Source organism: Methylobacterium sp. M6A4_1b, from assembly GCF_053345175.1.
The window spans coordinates 18,833-36,368 of record NZ_JBKEZQ010000033.1 but is presented as its reverse complement, the minus strand read 5'-3'; the positions used below and the strand labels follow the sequence as shown (position 1 = coordinate 36,368).

The 17,536-nt window shown below is 67.1% G+C and carries 16 protein-coding genes; 10 read left to right on the top strand and 6 right to left on the bottom strand.

Annotation, left to right across the window (positions count from 1 at the left end; genetic code table 11):
- Positions 1-884 precede the first annotated feature (884 nt).
- On the top strand, positions 885-1,397 hold the full coding sequence (locus ACLBWX_RS20895) for a hypothetical protein (RefSeq protein WP_447678895.1): 513 nt from the start codon (positions 885-887) through the stop codon (positions 1,395-1,397).
- A 218-nt stretch (positions 1,398-1,615) separates the two neighbouring features.
- Here ACLBWX_RS20895 and ACLBWX_RS20890 read toward each other — a convergent pair whose 3' ends face one another.
- Genes ACLBWX_RS20890 through ACLBWX_RS20880 form a run of 3 tightly spaced genes read right to left on the bottom strand, consistent with a single transcriptional unit; the run spans position 1,616 to position 4,978 of the window.
- Complete coding sequence (locus ACLBWX_RS20890; protein ID WP_447678894.1) at positions 1,616-2,074, bottom strand: Mov34/MPN/PAD-1 family protein; 459 nt, start codon at positions 2,072-2,074, stop codon at positions 1,616-1,618.
- Positions 2,049-3,719 (bottom strand): ThiF family adenylyltransferase, encoded by a 1,671-nt coding sequence (locus tag ACLBWX_RS20885; protein WP_447678893.1) that lies wholly within the window; start codon positions 3,717-3,719, stop codon positions 2,049-2,051. Before ACLBWX_RS20885 ends, ACLBWX_RS20890 begins: the two co-directional genes overlap by 26 nt.
- A 50-nt stretch (positions 3,720-3,769) precedes the next feature.
- Complete coding sequence (locus ACLBWX_RS20880) at positions 3,770-4,978, bottom strand: nucleotidyltransferase domain-containing protein (RefSeq protein ID WP_447678892.1); 1,209 nt, start codon at positions 4,976-4,978, stop codon at positions 3,770-3,772.
- An 89-nt stretch (positions 4,979-5,067) separates the two neighbouring features.
- Here ACLBWX_RS20880 and ACLBWX_RS20875 point away from each other — a divergent pair, with 89 nt between their 5' ends.
- Positions 5,068-6,201, top strand: coding sequence for an SAVED domain-containing protein (locus tag ACLBWX_RS20875; RefSeq protein WP_447678891.1), 1,134 nt, complete (start codon positions 5,068-5,070; stop codon positions 6,199-6,201).
- Between the two features lie 164 nt (positions 6,202-6,365).
- On the opposite strand, the gene ACLBWX_RS20870 is transcribed toward ACLBWX_RS20875, so the two are convergent.
- Together ACLBWX_RS20870 and ACLBWX_RS20865 are read right to left on the bottom strand one after the other, a co-directional pair.
- Complete coding sequence (locus ACLBWX_RS20870; RefSeq protein ID WP_447678890.1) at positions 6,366-7,955, bottom strand: hypothetical protein; 1,590 nt, start codon at positions 7,953-7,955, stop codon at positions 6,366-6,368.
- A 99-nt stretch (positions 7,956-8,054) separates the two neighbouring features.
- Positions 8,055-8,855, bottom strand: coding sequence for a hypothetical protein (locus ACLBWX_RS20865; protein ID WP_447678889.1), 801 nt, complete (start codon positions 8,853-8,855; stop codon positions 8,055-8,057).
- Between the two features lie 832 nt (positions 8,856-9,687).
- Here ACLBWX_RS20865 and ACLBWX_RS20860 point away from each other — a divergent pair.
- The 3 genes from ACLBWX_RS20860 (at position 9,688) to ACLBWX_RS20850 (ending at position 11,998) form a co-directional block, all read left to right on the top strand.
- Entirely contained in the window at positions 9,688-10,245 is a 558-nt protein-coding gene (locus ACLBWX_RS20860) for a hypothetical protein (RefSeq protein ID WP_447678888.1), read from the top strand.
- A gap of 188 nt (positions 10,246-10,433) precedes the next feature.
- Entirely contained in the window at positions 10,434-10,754 is a 321-nt protein-coding gene (locus tag ACLBWX_RS20855) for a hypothetical protein (RefSeq protein WP_447678887.1), read from the top strand.
- The gene (locus ACLBWX_RS20850) at positions 10,751-11,998 is read left to right on the top strand and encodes a relaxase/mobilization nuclease domain-containing protein (protein ID WP_447678886.1); all 1,248 of its coding nucleotides are present in this window, start codon (positions 10,751-10,753) and stop codon (positions 11,996-11,998) included. The genes ACLBWX_RS20855 and ACLBWX_RS20850 overlap by 4 nt, the downstream gene beginning before the upstream one ends.
- Positions 11,999-12,119: 121 nt before the next feature.
- Here the strand turns inward: ACLBWX_RS20850 and ACLBWX_RS20845 are convergent, their stop codons facing one another.
- Positions 12,120-12,608: a MarR family winged helix-turn-helix transcriptional regulator gene (locus ACLBWX_RS20845; protein ID WP_447678885.1), complete on the bottom strand. Its 489-nt coding sequence runs from the start codon at positions 12,606-12,608 to the stop codon at positions 12,120-12,122.
- A gap of 139 nt (positions 12,609-12,747) precedes the next feature.
- On the opposite strand from ACLBWX_RS20845, the gene ACLBWX_RS20840 reads away from it, so the two are divergent.
- From ACLBWX_RS20840 to ACLBWX_RS20820, 5 genes are all read left to right on the top strand, one after another.
- The gene (locus ACLBWX_RS20840; RefSeq protein WP_447678884.1) at positions 12,748-13,731 is read left to right on the top strand and encodes a quinone oxidoreductase family protein; all 984 of its coding nucleotides are present in this window, start codon (positions 12,748-12,750) and stop codon (positions 13,729-13,731) included.
- A 92-nt stretch (positions 13,732-13,823) separates the two neighbouring features.
- Positions 13,824-14,825, top strand: coding sequence for an NADP-dependent oxidoreductase (locus ACLBWX_RS20835; RefSeq protein ID WP_447678883.1), 1,002 nt, complete (start codon positions 13,824-13,826; stop codon positions 14,823-14,825).
- Between the two features lie 43 nt (positions 14,826-14,868).
- Positions 14,869-15,657 (top strand): SDR family NAD(P)-dependent oxidoreductase, encoded by a 789-nt coding sequence (locus ACLBWX_RS20830; protein ID WP_447678882.1) that lies wholly within the window; start codon positions 14,869-14,871, stop codon positions 15,655-15,657.
- A 30-nt stretch (positions 15,658-15,687) separates the two neighbouring features.
- The gene (locus tag ACLBWX_RS20825) at positions 15,688-16,548 is read left to right on the top strand and encodes an alpha/beta fold hydrolase (RefSeq protein WP_447678899.1); all 861 of its coding nucleotides are present in this window, start codon (positions 15,688-15,690) and stop codon (positions 16,546-16,548) included.
- Between the two features lie 102 nt (positions 16,549-16,650).
- Complete coding sequence (locus tag ACLBWX_RS20820) at positions 16,651-17,430, top strand: NAD(P)H-dependent oxidoreductase (RefSeq protein WP_447678881.1); 780 nt, start codon at positions 16,651-16,653, stop codon at positions 17,428-17,430.
- Positions 17,431-17,536: the final 106 nt, after the last annotated feature.

Below are 17,536 nucleotides of genomic sequence, written 5' to 3'. Positions count from 1 at the left end.
GCAGTCTGCGAGAACGAGGTTAGGGGGTCAGAATTGGACGCCGATCCCCCGCCTCACGGGGTCAAAGTTGCACGCCGAAACACAGCGTTAACAGGCGCTTACAACGCCACGTGCATTCGCTGGAGAGAAATGCACACCAAGATCGCTACGGTGCTACCTCGGTCATCCAGCCTTCGCATCGGCCCTACCGTTGGGCTCGGCTCGCAGCGAGCACCCGTCCAGCTACGTCCAGGCTGAGCCGGTACAAGCCAACTCAAAATGTGGGGTATTTTGAGGGGTGTGCTCACGCGACGAAGCGAAAAGCACCATTAATTCATTGACTTGAATGATTAAAGTGGCGGAGAGGGGGGGACCGTACCCCAGCTCGCGCTTTCCCTAGGGAAACGGGGTTCGCGGCGCCCGTTTTCAGGTTTCGTGTGTACCACCGTCGTGTGCCGTCTTCCAACTCGGAATTCGGGCGCTTCAACAGTGTTGGAGCATCGCACAAGGCGGGCTGAGCGAAGGTGGGACCGGCGAGCTTCGGTGCTCGGAAGCGGGTTCTGGCCGCACCATTCGTCGAACCGGCTGTCCCCGGTGAGGGACGCGGGATCCTGGAGGAAACCACCGCCGCCGCGTCGAGCTTGCGAAGGCCCATCGATCCCGGCGGTGCACCAATCGCGGGTCGTGGCGGCACGGCCTTCTATCGGCCGTTCACGGCTACTTCCACCAGCATAACAGCAAGCTGTCATGCTGGTGCGCCACCCCTGTCCACCAAGGCTGCACTGACAGGCTCAAATTTTAACATTGAGCTGGCATGACAGCTTACTGTCACCAATGCCGGACATGCCGCGGTGCCTCCACCGAAAAGACCCTCTGGCGATGCCTTAGACCCGGGCAAGTCGAAGGTGATGCTCTACGTCCCGCCCGCGCTGCACAGGGCGATCAAGCAGGCCGGCCTGGACGAAGGTCGATCCGCCAGCGCCATCTACTCGGAGGCAGCACGCGCGTGGCTCGAACTGCGAGGCGTATCGGTTGAGACCGCTTCTGAGGCCGGCGCTTCGGATCCCAGCCCCTCACCGGTGACACTCTCCGACCTGATCGAGACGATCGAACGCCAAGGGCGCCGGATCGAGGTAGCCTTGGCAGCGGTGGAGGCGCCCGGCCGCGAAAGGCGAGAGAGCAGCCAAGCACCGGGGGGGACGAAGGCCGCGGAAGCGATGCGGGTCGTGCTTGGGATCCTGAACGCGTCCGGCGCAGGCGGGGTCACCGGACCGGATCTGACGAGCGCGGCTCAAAAGGCCGGGGTCAGGTCGGGGGCGGCGGAACAGGCGAAGACCGTTCTACGCAGTGCGGGTGTCGTACGCTCTGAGAACAGGCGATGGTACGTCGGTGGCCCAGCACGGACTGGTGAAACGTGACGTCTGCCAAGCCAAAACGGTCGAAAATCGTCCCGACGGTTTCCCGAAGGTTTGCCCAGACGTGAAGGGACGAAACCCATCCGGGATCGATCAAAAAGCATGGAAGTCGTTCGTTCTCGAAGGGAATAGACCACTGAGATTCTAACCAGACAACCCGGAACTCCCAGGGCCGTGGCATAGCCCCCGGGGGATTCCCGACGGTTTCCCCGTCCCAGGGCTCAACGGACGAGCGTGACGGGACCGACGACGCCCGGCCTCGCGTAGATCTGGCAGCCGGCCTCGATGCGAACGGAGCACCGTAGCCGGACGATCAACAGCGCGGCGAAGGTAATGTCGCGCTCGCCCGTCACGAGGTCGATCATCGACGCCACGTCCTCCGCGCTCGGCAGCACGGGGAAACTCGGATGGGAATGCCACTCGCCGAGGTAGTTGAAGCGTCTGTAGTCCGTCCCCGTCCTCCGGAAGAACGCATCGAGCGCCGCGCGGTGATGCTCCGGGCTGCGCACGAAATGGGCCGCCGTGCCGCTGGTCTCGTCGACGCTGAACTCAACCACGCGGAAGCGGTCATGCCCCAGTTGCTCGCCCATGAGGATCCCGCCGATCTCGCGCCGCCCGGCCCGACGCAGATGGCGCCCGAGCTTGGCGCGCTGGTCAGGCGGCAGGCTGATCGTCGTCATCGGCCACCGCGGGCATCAATTCCCGGATGAGGGTCAAGCTCTCTTCGATCGACGCGGCAGTCGTCTCGGGCGCCCATTCCGTCGCCCCCTGCAGGTCGATGGGCCATGTTTCGAAGGGCGCGGTGAACATCCAACCCGCCCGCAACGCGATGACGTAGGCCGGCGACGGAAAAATCGTGTCTGCGGCACGCGCAAGCGCATCCGTCGCGAGCCGTGCAAGGTGTGCGGCGACGACGCTGACTTCTGCATCGTCGGCCACCCAAGTCCCATCCGGGCCGCCACCATACGGGTCAGCGTCGGGGTCGGCCTGCGCAGGAATGCCCTGTGTTTCGAACCATGCCGCGATCTGGCTCCTGGCTGCCTGTGGTTCCGGTTCGAGGTCCGGCCTCACGCGCGCGACGAGGCCGCCAATCCCGCCGGCGAACACCTCGCCCCAGACCAACGGCCGGCGGTTCCGCAGGGCAACTGCCGCACAGAAGTTGAACGCATGCGGGTCGGCCGTGGCATCGACGATCACATCGCATCCGGCAAGCTCCGACATCACGGATTCGGTCGTGCCGGAGCTTTCCTGGCCGCCGAGGGGCACACGCCGCCTCGTCACCTCGACCTTGCCTCGGACGGCCGTCAGCCGGTCCGCAAGGGCGTCGACCTTGTGGACGCCGATCGCCGCCAGCCCGAGCTCGTTCCGGACGAGGTTGCCCGGCAGGAGCACGTCATCGTCGATCAGCACGAACCTCCCGATACCGGTCCGAGCAAGCATCACGGCGACCTTCGAACCCAGGGAGCCTGCGCCGACGATGCCCACTGTCTTGCCGATGAGCGCGTCGTATGCCTCGGGCAGTCGACGGCCCTGGTCCGTGATCGGCAGGGTCCGGTACTCGGCACCGTTGCGCACGCCATCGTGGTCGTAAACGTGATAGACGACCCAGTCACCCGGCGAGGCCAGGACGACGAAGACACCATCGCCTGGCGTTCGTACGCTCCTTCCATCCTCTTCGAGGCCGACCTCTTCGAGCATCGTCGCGAGTTGATCGACCGTCAGTCCGCGTTTCGCCGTATCGGGATTCAAGGACACGACGCGGGCCGGGTACTGGCTGGATCCGACGGCGCCCGGCTCCCACGCACCGACGACCGCTTCGCCGTCCACCGCGACGAGGGTCGATACGAAGGTGCGGGTCCGCATCTTCTCGGACATGAGCGCCTCGACCGACGTTCCTTCCGAGATGGACGCGAGCCGCCGCTCCGCCTGTGGCATGAGGACGAACCGAAACGGTTGCCCCCGCGTCCTCTGCCCGAGCGTCGTGTGATGAGCCGACGGGACCCGTCGATCGCCTTCGCCCCGTTCCCCGGCAATCAGACGGTGCGTGCTCTCGACGAGCATCGCGCCTGTGATGTCCGGCACCCAGTTGTCGGGGCGGTACTCCAGGCACAGCTGCCCGTCGGCGTACTGGTGCCCGGAGAGACGGCCCCCGTCCTTGGGAACGACCCGCGGGGGTGCGTGGGGATGCAGCGCCGAGTAGGTCATCGTCATCGAGAAGGTCTCGGCACCATGCGAGACGTCGAAGTCGACGCAAAGGGCCAAGCCATCACCAACGTACCAACGGATACCGCTTAACCACCCCGCCCCCTCGACGAGTTCGGCCACGGCGGCCTGCTCGGACCTAGTCCGCCCCGGATCGGTTATCCACCAGGCCATTACGGCGCACCGAACCCCTGCGGTTTCGATGGCGCCCGCTCTTTATCCGGGAACGAGAAGCCGCCGGCCACGGGTGCCACCGAAGCCGTCTTCAGCAACGGCGATCCGACCGGAGACTGCCGACGCTGACGTGCGCGCTCCGCGACCGCCTTGCCGACACCCTGTCCGACTGTTTCGGCAATGATGACGCGACTACTGGCGCGCGCAGCCTGCTCGAAGTCGTGTCGCGCCTGGGCGAGCCATTCGAAGAACGCCTCCGCCCGCTCGGGGTGCTTCTCCCACTTGTCCGCGAAATTCTCCAAGGGATCGGTCGGATTGGCGATCCAATGCCGGCCACCCACGTTGACGATGTGCTCATCCATGCCACGCAGGATGGAAACAAGGGCCTGTCCCGTCGTCTCCTCACCATTGTAGGCATGTGCCGCGAGGGTTGTGACGATCACCGAAATCGGCCGAACCTCCGGACGATCCTGGAAGGTCTCGTCACGATGCCGTTTCAGGATCATCACGGCGGCCTGGAGAGGCGTCCGCACCTTGTAGTCTGGGATCTCCTCGACGCTTGCGTGGACACGCTCGGCGAGCTTGCGCTTCCGTCGCTCCATGATGACCGCGGTCCGGCTCCTGAACCAATCGGCGTACCCCTTCGGATTGGAGTGCGGCCAATGATCGGTCACGAGCGGGTAGGTTGGCACCTCGTTGTCAGTGATGGCGATCGCGGTTCGGGTCCAGCGAGCGTCGTATCCCCTCTGTTCTAAGAAAAGACGGACAGACTGAGCGTTCGGCAAAGCCGGAACGATATCCATGTGGAACTGGGCACCGTCCGCGTAGTCCAACACCCAACAGCGTCGTCCTTCGCGGACGGGCTTTATCATGTTCTGCGCATCGTGGTAAGATTTGATTTCTTCCCCCAGCATCTCTTTGAGCTCTTGCTGGCTGAGCTGAGACTTTGAGATCTTGGTCAACTCGCAGACGGAGTCGATATCGTACTCCTCCATCTCCGTCAGCGGCCGGATCGTCGTCCCCAGCCGGAACGAACCCTGCACGTATACTTGTGGGCCATACTCGCGAACCGTCGAGTTTTCGCGGTGAAGCCAATCCCCCAGTGACTTGTAGCTCCGATCGGCTTGCTCGTAGCGGGTCACAGGAACGCTGAGTTCGTCGGCGAGGTCTTCGAGGAAATCTTCGCTTTCTCGTGTCAAAGTCGCCAAGCGCGCCTCCCACATGCCTCGCTGCCCCGTGGGTTCAGCTTGAGGAATAAATCGTGAACGTTATATAATGCACCATCTGGAGGTGCGCCATGGCGAAGACCAAAATCCCACCCAAAACGCAGATCGAGCTCTGGGCCCGAAGCGCCGGACGCTGCGAATATCGGGGATGCAATTGCGACCTCGTCGGGGACCTGATTTCCGGTCGGGAGGACGGGACCTTCGGCTTCATTGCCCACGTCGTGGCGGACAGTCCCGACGGGCCTCGTGGCGATACGACCCGCTCACGTCTATTGGCGAGGGACATCAAGAACCTGATGTTGCTGTGCGCCAAGCACCACAAGGGTATCGACGTGGATTACCTCGCCGATCATTCCGAGGATGATCTCCTCGCGATGAAGGCGGAGCACGAGGATCGGATCGCCATCGTAGCGGGCATTGACGAGGACCGGGCCTCATATGTGATCCGGTTCGCGGCCAGCATCGGCTCCAACAGCGCGCTCGTCGACACGCGGTCGATCTTCAAGGCGATGCCGCCTGACCGACATCCGGCGGAGGGCAAGACAATTGACCTGGAGTTGTCCGGCTGCGACTATAAGGACCATGAGGAGAAATACTGGATATTTCAGCGCGACAACCTGCAACGTCTCTTTGCGCGAAAGGTCAAGGATCGTATTGAGGAAGGCGAAGTCCGTCATCTCAGCGTCTTCGCACTCGCTCCTCAACCATTGTTGATTGAGCTCGGATGCCTCCTCGGCGATATCGTGCCGACATCGGTGCATCAGCGACACCGTGAGCCCCCGACGTGGCGCTGGCAGGCCAACCAGCCGGCCATTGTCTTTGAGACAGCAGATCCGGGAAATCGACCGGGTGCGACCGTTGCGCTCAAGTTAGCGCTCAGCGCGACGATCAACGATGAGCGCATTCATGCGGCCCTGGGACCAGACGTCGCGATATGGTCGCTCACAGCTGAGAACCCCCACAACGACATCCTGCGCCGCGCGGAGGATCAGTCTGCGTTTAAGGTGCAGCTGAGACTGCTCCTGAACCGCATCAAGACGGTGCATGGTGAGGACGCGATCATCAACGTGTTTCCCGCCCTGCCGAACTCCGCGGCCGTTGAGGTCGGACGTGTGTGGATGCCCAAGGCAGATTTGCCGATGATCGTCTATGACCAGAACCGAACGGCCGGCGGCTTCATCAAGACGATCGAGATCCGGCCTTGAAGTTTAGCGGCAGGATGCGACGGGTCGATCGGTTCGACCCGGGCGTCTCGGGCGTCTCGGTAACTTGACGTTGTTCAACGATGATCTGATCCGTTGCGGGCCCGCAACGCAAGGCACCCGGCAACGGCATTGCCGCCGCCGGGTGCCGATTTGGTCCTGACCCTCTATGAGCTGGCTTTTGCTGCTCTCAGGTGTACCGCATCGCCCTCAATACGCTTGCGGCTCCCACGATCATCCCGGATCCGCTCCCTCCGTCGCCGCTCGACCTGACCCGGGTGCTCCCGCGGGGGCAGGCCCCGGGGTACTACAACCTCGATCGTCGAGGGGACCTTGATGGCGAAGGAGTGGGCCGCCTTCACCCCGTGCGACCACGCCAGGGCGTCGGCCGCCGCCTCCTGCCCTTCCAGGGTCCACTGGCCGTAAATCTTCACCGCGGTCTGGACCGACATGCCCAGCAGGTCGGCCGCGGCCCTGACATCGACCCGGCCGATCCTAAGCCATGTCGCCGCCGTGTGGCGCAGCGTGTGACGCACGACCTCCGCGTCGAGGCCGGCGTCGGCGACGACCGCTTCCCAGATCCAAACCGGGGCCGACGCGTAGGGCTCACCGTCCGGACGGGACACGACGGCCGAGATGCCGGCGGCGAGATCGGACTTCCGCCATCCCCCCATCGTGGAGGCAACCTTGGGGGCGATCCGCGACGTCATCCGCGGCTTGCCCTCGCTAGGGTCCAACCCGAAGCCGCGCCGGTGGATGAAGCGGCCCTCCACGTCGATGCAGCCGCCATCCGCCGAACATTCCCAGCACAGCTCCCTGAGTGCCTCGTCCCGGGTGCCGGTGTACAGACCAACGAAGAGGTACCGCCGCAACGCCTTGCGGTTGGCGATGGTCTGCGGATCACGATACGCGTAGCGCCACACCTTCCTGCCGCGCGGGCCCATGACCAGCTCGCGCTTCCAGGCGCCTGCGTCGTTGTCCCAGATGCGACCGCGGATGGCCCAGTACATCCGGGCTACCTCCGGTCGCCGCAACCACCGCGTCCGCCCCGGGCCCTGCGCCGGCACCTCCACGTTGGGATGCCAGGCGAGGGTGTGCTCTCCCGCATAAAGGTTCACAGCCTTGCGGAGGAAGCAGATGTCCTCCCGCGCGGAGCTCGGACTGGCGTTCGGCGCATCGGGGTCGTCGTCCAGATAGCGCGCGTCGCGCTGGCCGGTTCGCCACTCGATGTATTCGAGGAGCCGGGTCGTGGTGAGGTCCTTGAGCGTCTCGTCCTTGAAGAAGGTCGCCAGCGATTTGATACGCGTCACCAGCTGGCGATACTTCTTCCAGACCCGGGCCTTTTTCTTGGCGGCGGCGGTACGAAGGGACGTCTTGCGCGGGGCCGGCGGCTTGCCGGGTGGCCGGGCGGCGTCGAGAAGGTGGTTCAGCGTCGCCGCGACCGGGACCATGCGCGGGGCGACGATGCCCCGCTCCCGCGCTTCCTTCTGAAGCTTGTAGAGATCGAGGACCCTCTCGGCCTTCTTCCGCTGTGCCTCGGGCTGACGCGTCGACACCTCCACCCTGCCGTCGCGTATGTACCACGTGATCTTCGTGGGGTCCGTCCTGGATTTGCGCGGCACCAAGTGGGGACCCTCCGAGGGTGGCCCGCGCTTGTTGTCCGGCTCTGGGATCGCCGCCGCCGCGGTCATCAACGCGACGCGCACGTCATCCTCGGCGCGCTCAAAAGCGGCCCGTTGCATCTTCTCTCGCTTCATCGTAATTCAAGCCTACCTGTGCCGGCACGCGTGCCGGTGCGTCGGAAGGCGGACACGGGGCGGTTTAACCGCCAAGTCTGAGCGCCCCGTGCCCGCCGCTTACCGTCCCGAACCGCCGTTTGCGGCTGTCGTGACGGGTCCCTTGGCAGCGCGCCTCGAACGCGCGCGCCCTCCGCCGAGCCTCTGTGCCTCGGCAATCTTCATCTGCAACGTGGGAAACGCGGACATCTCGTCCGCTTCCGGCTGCTTGGACTTCTCGCCGACACCATCCTCACCCATCCGACGGATCGCCGTCGGGGTGGTGAAGAACTTGCCGGCCACCTTCGTGATCGCCAGCGCGCCATCGCGTCCGGCCGTCCTGAGGGTGTTGGTGGTGATCGGGCCGTCCGGCCAGAACAGGGCGGCGGCCTCGGGCAGGGTCAGCAGCTCGTCATCGTTCCACTCCTCGCTCCGCGGCCGGTCAGCAACCCGTTGGGGTCGCTTCGGAAAAGGCCTGGCCGGCGTCGTCACGCGAGGCAAACCGGTTTCGATCCGCGAGTCAAAGCCCAGGGCGAGGCCTTCATTTTTCGCGGCCTTATCCCTTGGGGCGACCGTTCCGACGGACGGCTCGCAATCCTTGCGGTCCTTGAAATGAAACGTGTCTTCGGCGGGCTGCGCCATGACCATGGAATGCTCGCAAAGCCCTGGCAGGCCTGGAAAAAGGTCCAGTTGGTCGAGCTCGTACGCCGCGTTTCGGACCTCTTCGGGCCAATCCGCCGGCGTGGCGACACGATCCTTTGACGGTCCTTGTTCGACTTCGTCGCCGACAAAGGATCGCCCAATCGATGAGTCGGCGATTTCCAGGGTTTTCGAGCCTAAATCTAAGTATTCTGCCACCTGCAGGGTTTGGTCCGCGGCCAACCCTGGGCGTGCCTGGCCGTCCGGAAATCGGTCGAACCCGGGACTCGACCCGGGCGCGGCAACGAACGAGTCCCGACCTGACGCCGCCCCGGACCCGGCCTGGGGACTTGTCCCGCCAACCTGCGCCGTCGCGTCGGATCCAATCCGCGCGGTCGCCCTTCCTACCGGGTCCACGGGCGGGAGCCCTGGGGATGCCACGCGTGGCATCCTCTGGACTTCATCCCGACCAGGGATGACGGCCATGGCTGGCTTAACCTCCCCTTCCCTACCACCGGCCTTCGACTTGTCATGCCCGGACAGGACGCCCGGAGGCCTCGCGGCGGGGTTCGGCCTAGGACGTGCCGGCCCTGCGGTAGCCTGCGTCTGTCTCGGGGCGCCCTTGGCGGGCGATCGGACCGGCGCGGCTTGATCCCACCCGAAGAAACGAATGATGGCGTTGAGCATGGTGAACCTCCTTCGTGTCGAGGTTCGATTGTCCCCATGCGGTTTGGTGCGGCCAAATTCGAGCGTGCAGTCGTGTTTCTACAGGCCATGGAGGTCATCCCACTTGTCCGTCCCAGGCTGGATTTTCGGCCGCCCCGGGCGCGAATCAGTGCCGTTCTCGTCAAGGCCCCCGGTAGCCTGGATGCCGCGCCCCCACCGCCGGGCCCTCATCGATCCGGTCGTTACAGGGCGATGACGGACCAGGATCCGAATTTTTTAGTTGTCATCCCACTTGGAACAAAACGGGAACGTGCTTCCATTGTCATCCGGCCTGGATTCGGCCGGCGACGTTCGGAGCCTCCCGATGCCCACCCTGTTCGAAAGGCTCCTCCGACGCCGGAGCCCGCCTGTGGATCCCGCTCCACGCCCAGGTGCCGGCCGGATCGAGGCGCCGCCGGCGACGAAGCGGGCGGGCGTCCGGCCTATCCGCATCCTCTCGTTGACCACGGCGACGCGGGATTACGCCCGCAGCGTCGAGGGCGGAACGTTCGAGCGGACGCGCATCACGGACCTCGCTCCCCTGGCCGAGGCGATGGGCCCGGATCTATGGGCCTGGCAGTATGCAAGGCGGCTGACGCGGCAAGGGCCGTGGCGGGCCCGCGCCGACGTCGACGAGCGGGTCGAGCGGGCGGTGGCCGCGCGCGCGATGATCGAGGGCATCGAGACCTGGGAGCGCGCCATCGCGGCGCTCGACGAGCGGATCGAGCAAGCCCGCCTACAGCGATGGCCGATGCCCGAGCCACTGGCGGTCCCGGCCGTGATCCTCGCCGCTATCGAAGCCCGGCGCGCGGCGACACTGGACCGGATCGCCCGGAAACGGGGCCGCTCCGGCGAGGCCGCGACGGATGCCGCCGCGATCCCCGATGCCGCCGTGCACCACCCGCCCTTCCCCGCCGGCAAGGCCTGACGCCCACCCGCGGCGACGGTCGCGAAACGACGGACGACGAGACGATGATCCCCATCAGGAACCACCCGACCGTGCGCCGCTCGCCGGGCCCCGAGGACCACCCGTCCCCGGTTCCGGCCGGAACGCCCGACGGCGTGCCGCGGGCGCCGCGGCGGCCACCCGGCCTTCCGGTCCGGTTCGTGGTGCGCATGAGCCGCGCGCTCAGTGGCGCGATCGGCGATCGCGCTGCCCGCGAGGGCTTGACGGCAGGCGCGTGGGTCCGGCGCCTGCTCCTGGAAGCGGTCGAGATGCAGTCCAAGGCCGATAGCCGGAGCGGGCGGCCGGTCCGGCGGCCGGACGAGGATGCGGCGGCGATCTCGGCGGCCATCCGGGAACTGGCCGCCGTCAACGCGGCCATCTCGATGAAGGACCTCCCCGCGGCACGGATGAGCCTGACCACGGTGCGGGAGATCCTCATTCCCCTTGTCATCCGCCCGGCCGGGCGTGCGCGCAAGGACGCCGACCGGTGATCAGCGGCGCCACGCGCGGGCAAGGCCTCGGCGATGGCCTGGCCCGGCACCTCACCAACGCGGAGAACGACGAGGTCATACTCGTCGCCGCCCGCGGCCTCGCGAGCATGGACCTGGCCGGACAGATCCGCGAGCTGGTCGCCATCTCCATGGGAGGCCGGACGGATCGCCCCGTCTATCATGTCCACGCGGATCCGGATCCCAGCGTCGCCGATGGTGCCGGCGCACGGGCGCTGTTCTGGTCGCTGTTCGAAACGGAGTTCGGCCTGCACGACCAGCCCTATTGCGGCGTCGAGCACGTCAAGGGCGGCCGACGGCACGAGCACCGGGTCTATAGCTTGGTGCGCCCCGACGGCTCCGTCGTCGACCTGGCCTGGGATTACCCGAGACGCGAAAAGTGCTCCCGCATCGTCGAGCATGCCCACGGCGTGCCGCCCGTGCCGTCGAAGCATGCCCGCGCGATCGAGCGTCGCCTGCGCGCGGAAGGCCGCCACGACATCGCCGAATGGCTCGTCCGAGCGGGGGCGACCACGGCGGCGCGTCCGATCGCGCCGCTCACCCCGACGGAACGCCTGATCCAGGACCGCACGGGGATCCTCCTCGACGACCTGCGCCGGTCGGCACTCGCGGCCTGGCGCGCCAGCGACGACGCCGCATCGTTCGTCGCCGCGCTGCAGGCCCGCGGGCTCGACCTGCGGGAGGGACGTGTCGGCGCCGTCATCGTCGATCGAGGCGGGACGGCGCACCTTGCCACCCGTCTCATCGGCGCGGCCGCACGGCGCCTGGAAGGCAGCCGCATCCCGGCGGCGGTCGTGCGGGCGCGGCTGACCGGTTTCGAACCGAAGGACAAGGCACATGGATACCGAGATCGCGCGCCGCCTCGACAGGCAGGACCGGGTGCTGGACGCCATCCTGGCGGCATTGGCGCCAACGGAAGCCGAGACGGAGGGATCGGTCTTCGACGACCTGGTGGAGGTCCTGGCCGACCTGACGGTAGCGGTCGCGGACGTGACGGCCGCGGTGCAGGCGCTGCGATCGGACGGCTCCGCGCGCTACCGGCAGGTCGAAGCCTGATCGTAAAGCACCGTCTTGCGAACCTCGACATCTCGATCGCCCGGTACGATGCGGATGTCGGCCGGGCCCGATCCGCCGCCGAACGACTTGAGGCCGAACGCGCTTACGAGAACCATCGCGCCTGGGCCTTGTGGGGGTTGCGAGATATCTGGGGTTTGCCGCTGACATGAGGCGGATGTCGGAACCGAACCCTCGTACCCGCCAGCCGTCGCACTCATCATGCGTCCGCGGGGTCAGGAGACCCGTCGGAAATGGAGACGTGGCCGCTACGAGGCGGATCATCGTGTCATGTCACCAAGGACCCGTTCTGAAGGCCGATGCGAAGGTGTCGGACGAAACGCGCTCGGCCAGGGTCCGGAGCAGCTTGGCGTCATCGGGACCGAGCAACGCCTCGACCCGTCGATTGGCCTCTGTCCAGAGCGCGATGCCCTCGTCGAGACGCGCGCGACCCAACGTCGTCAGGACGGCGTGCTTGGCGCGCTTGTCCTTCAGGTCGGGGACGAGGTCGACGAGACCGTCCCGTAGCAGCGGCCGGAGCGCATAGGTCAGCGCCGAGACCCCGACGCCGACATGACCGGCCACGGTTTGCAGGGTCGGCCCCTCGTCGCCGGTCAGGCGCGAGATCTGGAACATCAGCACGAGCTGGGTCGACTTGAGGCCCGTCGGCGCGAACGCCTCGTCGTAGAGATGGCCGAGGTGCCGTGTCGCACGCCGCAGGATGTCGTTCGTGCAGGGCGGTCCGGCCGGAAGGATCGCCTCTACGGGGCAACCGTCACCCACCCCTGCATCGTCTGTCGTCGTGCTCATCGCCACAAAATAGTTGAGTGCCGGACCATTGCAATCCCGAAATCACGAGGTTAGGTGATTGAGCGCCAAAACATTGAGCACTCAAGCGGCGGTGCCAATCGGAGCGACGACGATGAAAGCGGTTCGATTTCATGCGACCGGAGATGCGGACGCCCTGGTGTTCGAGGACGTGCCGGATGCCGTCGCCGGGCCCGGGCAGGTCCTGATCAAGGTCGAGGCGGTCGGCCTGAACTTCGCCGACGTGATGCGCCGGCGCGGCAACGACTATCCCGAGCCGTCGCCCACGCCCTTCACCCTCGGCGCCGAGGTCGCGGGCACCGTGGCGGCCCTCGGCGAGGGCGTCACCGGCTTCGAGGTTGGCGCGAAGGTGTTCGCGACGCCGGGCGCGGGCGGCTACGCCCAGTACGTCAGCGTGCCCGCCGCCATCGTCATCCCGCTGCCCGAGGGCCTGTCACCGACCCAGGCGACGGCGCTGGTCGCGCATGGCCTCACCGCCGCCTTCGCCCTGCGCAAGGCGGCCCGCCTGGCCGAGGGCGAGAGCGTCCTGGTGGAGGGCGCCGCCGGCGGCCTCGGCGCCTTTACGATCCAGCTGGCCAAGCTCTACGGCGCCGGCACGGTCATCGCCGCCGCCAGCACCGCCGAGAAACGCGCGTTCGCGGAAAACCTCGGGGCGGACGCCTCGGTCGACTACACGGCCCCGGGTTGGGCCGAGCAGGTCCGCGCCGTCACGGGCGGACGCGGCGCCGACATCGTCATGGAGACGACGGGCGGCGAGACGACGAACCAAGCCCTCGACGCGATGGCCCCGTTCGGCCGCATGGTCTTCATCGGCCAAGCCAGCGGCGAGAAGGCCGTCGTCGAGCCCTGGAGCCTGATGGTGGCGAACCACACGGTGACGGGCTTCTACATTGGCGCCTACCTCGCCGACCCGGCGCTGGTGATGTCGACGCTCACCGAGATCATCGGCTTCGTCCTCTCGGGCAAGCTGACCCTCCATGTCGGGACCGTCCTGCCGCTGTCGCAGGCCGCGGAGGCGCATCGCCTCCTGGAGGGCCGCCGCACCACCGGCAAGGTTGTCCTCGAACCCTGGGCCTGAGGCCCGAACCCCAGGCACGGGCCGCCGGCGACCACGGCGGCGCCGGACGGCCCCCTCCCATCCATCGACATCGACACGACAGGAGACCCGCCATGAAGGCGTTCGTCATCGACAGCTACAAGAGCAAGGAGGGCATGGTCCTTCGCGAGGTCCCCACGCCGGCGGTGGGCGCCGGCGACGTCCTCGTCGAGATCCACGCCACCAGCGCCAACCTGCTCGACGCCAAGATCCGCGACGGGGTGTTCAAGCCGGCTCTGAAATACAAGCTGCCGCTCATCCTCGGAAACGACTTCGCGGGCGTCGTGAAGGCCGTCGGTCCGAAGGTCACCCGGTTCAAGGTCGGCGACGAGGTCTACGCCCGTCCCGACAAGGACCGGATCGGCACCTTCGCCGAGTTCATCGCCGTGGCCGAGGCCGACCTCGCCCTGAAGCCGAAGTCCCTCACCATGGAGGAGGCCGCCTCGATCCCGCTCGTCGCGTTGACCGCGTGGCAGGTCCTGGTGGAGCGGGGCAACCTGAAGGCCGGGCAGACCGCCTTCATCCAGGCCGGCTCCGGCGGCGTCGGCACCATCGCGATCCAGCTCGCCAAGCACCTCGGCGCCAAGGTCGTCACCACCACCGGCACCTCCAACGTCGGCTGGGTCAAGGAGCTCGGGGCCGACCGGGTCATCGACTACAAAACCGAGAAATTCGAAAACCTCGTGTCCGGCGTCGACGTCTTCCTCGACACCCAGGAGGGCAAGGACGCCGACAAGGCACTCTCGGTGATCAAGCCCGGCGGCAAGCTGATCGGCATCGCCGGCCCCCTCGACGTGCGCTTCGCCGAGGAGAACCACCTCGGCCTGCTGATGAAGGTCGTCGGCTTCCTGATGAGCTTCAACCTGCGCCGCAAGGCGAAGCGCAAGGGCGTGACCTACGACTTCGTCTTCATGCGCGCCCAGGGCGAGCAGCTGGGCAAGATCACCGACCTCATTGACGCCGGCGCGATCCGGCCCGTCGTCGACCGTGTCTTCCCCTTCGCCCAGACCCCCGAGGCGGTGGCCTACGTCGAGAGCGGCCGATCCAAGGGCAAGGTCGTGATCAAGGTGAAGTAGCGCCCGGACGATTGCCGAAGGCCGTCACAGCAGGAGAGCCCCCATGTCGAACAAAGCATCCGTCCTCGTCACCGGCGCCTCGTCCGGGATCGGGGCGACCTACGCGGACCGGTTCGCCAGGCGCGGACACGACCTCGTCCTCGTCGCCCGCGACAAGGCCAGGATGGACGAGCTCGCCGACCGGCTGCGCCGGGACAACGGCGTCTCCGTCGACGTGCTCCAGGCCGACCTGACGGCGCCGGACCAGCTCCGCACGGTGGAGGCGCGCCTGCGCGAGGACGAGCGCATCGGCATCCTCGTGAACAACGCCGGGGCGAACGTCGGCGGCGGCTTCGCCGAGCAGGCGACCGACGACATCGAGCGCCTCGTGACCCTCAACGCCACGTCGGTGATGCGGCTGGCCAGCGCGGTCGCCCCCCGCTTCGTCAAGGCCGGCGAAGGCGCCATCGTCAACATCGGCTCCGTCGTCGGCCTGGTGCCCGAGTTCTCGATGGCGGTCTACGGCGCGACGAAGGCCTTCGTGCTGTTCCTGTCCCAGGGGCTCGGCCACGAGCTCGGACCCAAGGGCGTCTACGTCCAGGCCGTGCTGCCGGCGGCCACCCGGACCGAGATCTGGACCCGCTCGGGCGCGGACGCCGCGTCCTTGCCGCCGATGATGGAGGTCGGCGACCTCGTCGACGCCGCCCTGGTCGGGTTCGACCGCCGGGAACCCGTGACCATCCCGCCGCTCCACGACGCCGGGCAATGGGACGCCTTCCAGGCGGCGCGCCAAGCGATGATCCCGGGCTTCGGCACCGTCGACCCGGCCCCCCGCTACACCTCCGCCGCGTAAGCCCCAACGAACGGGACCCCGAACATGGACATGCCGCTCGCCCGATCCGCCGAACCCGCCCACCGATGGGTCGATGCACCGACGAGAACGGTCGATGCCGCCGGAACGACGTTCGCCTATCGCCGGCTCGGGCGAACGGAGGGCGTCCCGGTGGTCCTGCTGAACCACTGGGGCGCCAACCTCGACAACTTCGACCCGCGCATCGTCGACGGCCTCGCCGCCGGCCGGCCGGTCATCGCGCTGGACTACCGCGGCGTCGGGGGCTCGGGCGGCGAGGTCCCGGGAACCGTCGCGGAGATGGCGCGGGACGTTGTCGCGCTCGTCCGCGCCCTCGGATTGCACGGCATCGACCTGCTCGGGTTCTCGCTCGGCGGGTTCGTGGCCCAGCAGGTCGCCCTGGACGAGCCCGGGCTGGTCCGGAAGCTCATCCTCGCCGGGACGGGGCCTGCCGGGGGCGTCGGCATCGACAAGGTCGGTTCGGTGTCCTGGCCGCTCATCCTGAAGGGGCTCCTCACCTTCCGCGATGCGAAGACCTACCTGTTCTTCACCGCCTCGCAGGCCAGCCGCCGGGCCGCCCAGGCGTTCCTCCAACGTCTCAAGGAACGCACCCGGGATCGGGACAAGCCGGTCGGCATCGGCGTGCTCCTGAAGCAACTGAAGGCGATCCATGCCTGGGGCCGCCAGGCGCCCCAGGACCTCGGGCGGATCGTCCAGCCCGTGCTCGTCGCCAACGGCGACCGGGACCTCATGGTGCCGAGCGTGAACTCGCAGGACATGGCCCGGCGCCTGCCGAACGCGAAGCTCGTCCTCTACGACGACGCCGGCCACGGCGGCATCTTCCAGAACCACGACGCCTTCACGCGCGAGGCGGTCGCCTTCCTCGATTCCTGAACCGCGACCGCCCGTTGCCCCGGTCCCGCCGCGGCTTTCGAGGGCACGCACGGACCCAACTCCAGAAGACCGGCCTCAGGCCGACGACCTCAAGGCGCCCCCATGAACGTGCTGATCGTCTTCGCCCATCCCGAGCCTCGGTCGCTGAACGGCGCCCTGCGCGACGTCGCGGTCGCGCAACTCCGCTCCGACGGACACGAGGTCCGGGTGTCGGACCTCTACGCCATGAACTGGAAGCCGCAGGTCGACCGCGAGGACTTCCCGCAACTCGCGCCTGAGGCGCGGTTGCAGGTCGCGATCGCATCGGGCGGGGCGTTCGCCGAGAAAGCGCTGACGTCGGACGTCGTCGCCGAACAGGACAAGCTGCGGTGGGCCGACGCGGTGATCCTGCAGTTTCCGCTCTGGTGGTTCTCGATGCCCGCCATCCTGAAGGGATGGGTCGATCGGGTCTATGCCCTGGGGTTCGCCTACGGCGTCGGAGAGCATAGCGAGAAGCGCTGGGGCGACCGCTACGGCGAGGGGGTGCTGGCCGGTAAGCGGGCCATGCTGGTGGCCACGGCTGGGGGATGGCCGGAGCATTATGGTCCGCGTGGGATCAACGGCCCCATCGAGGACCTGCTCTTCCCGATCAACCACGGCATCCTGTTCTATCCTGGGGCGACCGTGCTTTCGCCGCTGGTCGTCTACCGGGCGGACCGGACAGACGAGGCGCGGTTCACAGACCTCGCCGAGGAGATGCGCGAGCGGATGCGTACCCTCTTCACCACGGCGCCCATCCCCTATCGCCGGCAGAACGACAGCGACTACGAGATCCCGGCCATGACCCTGAGGGACGAGCTCGCGCCCGGCGAGACGGGTTTCGGCGTCCATCGCGCATCGTAACGGACGCCTCCTCGACCCCGTCGCGAGAGGCGATTGGAAACGTCTGGGAAGTCTGGACCCTCGGGGTCGCGGGGTTCGCGAAGGGTCGAAAATCAGCCGAACTTGC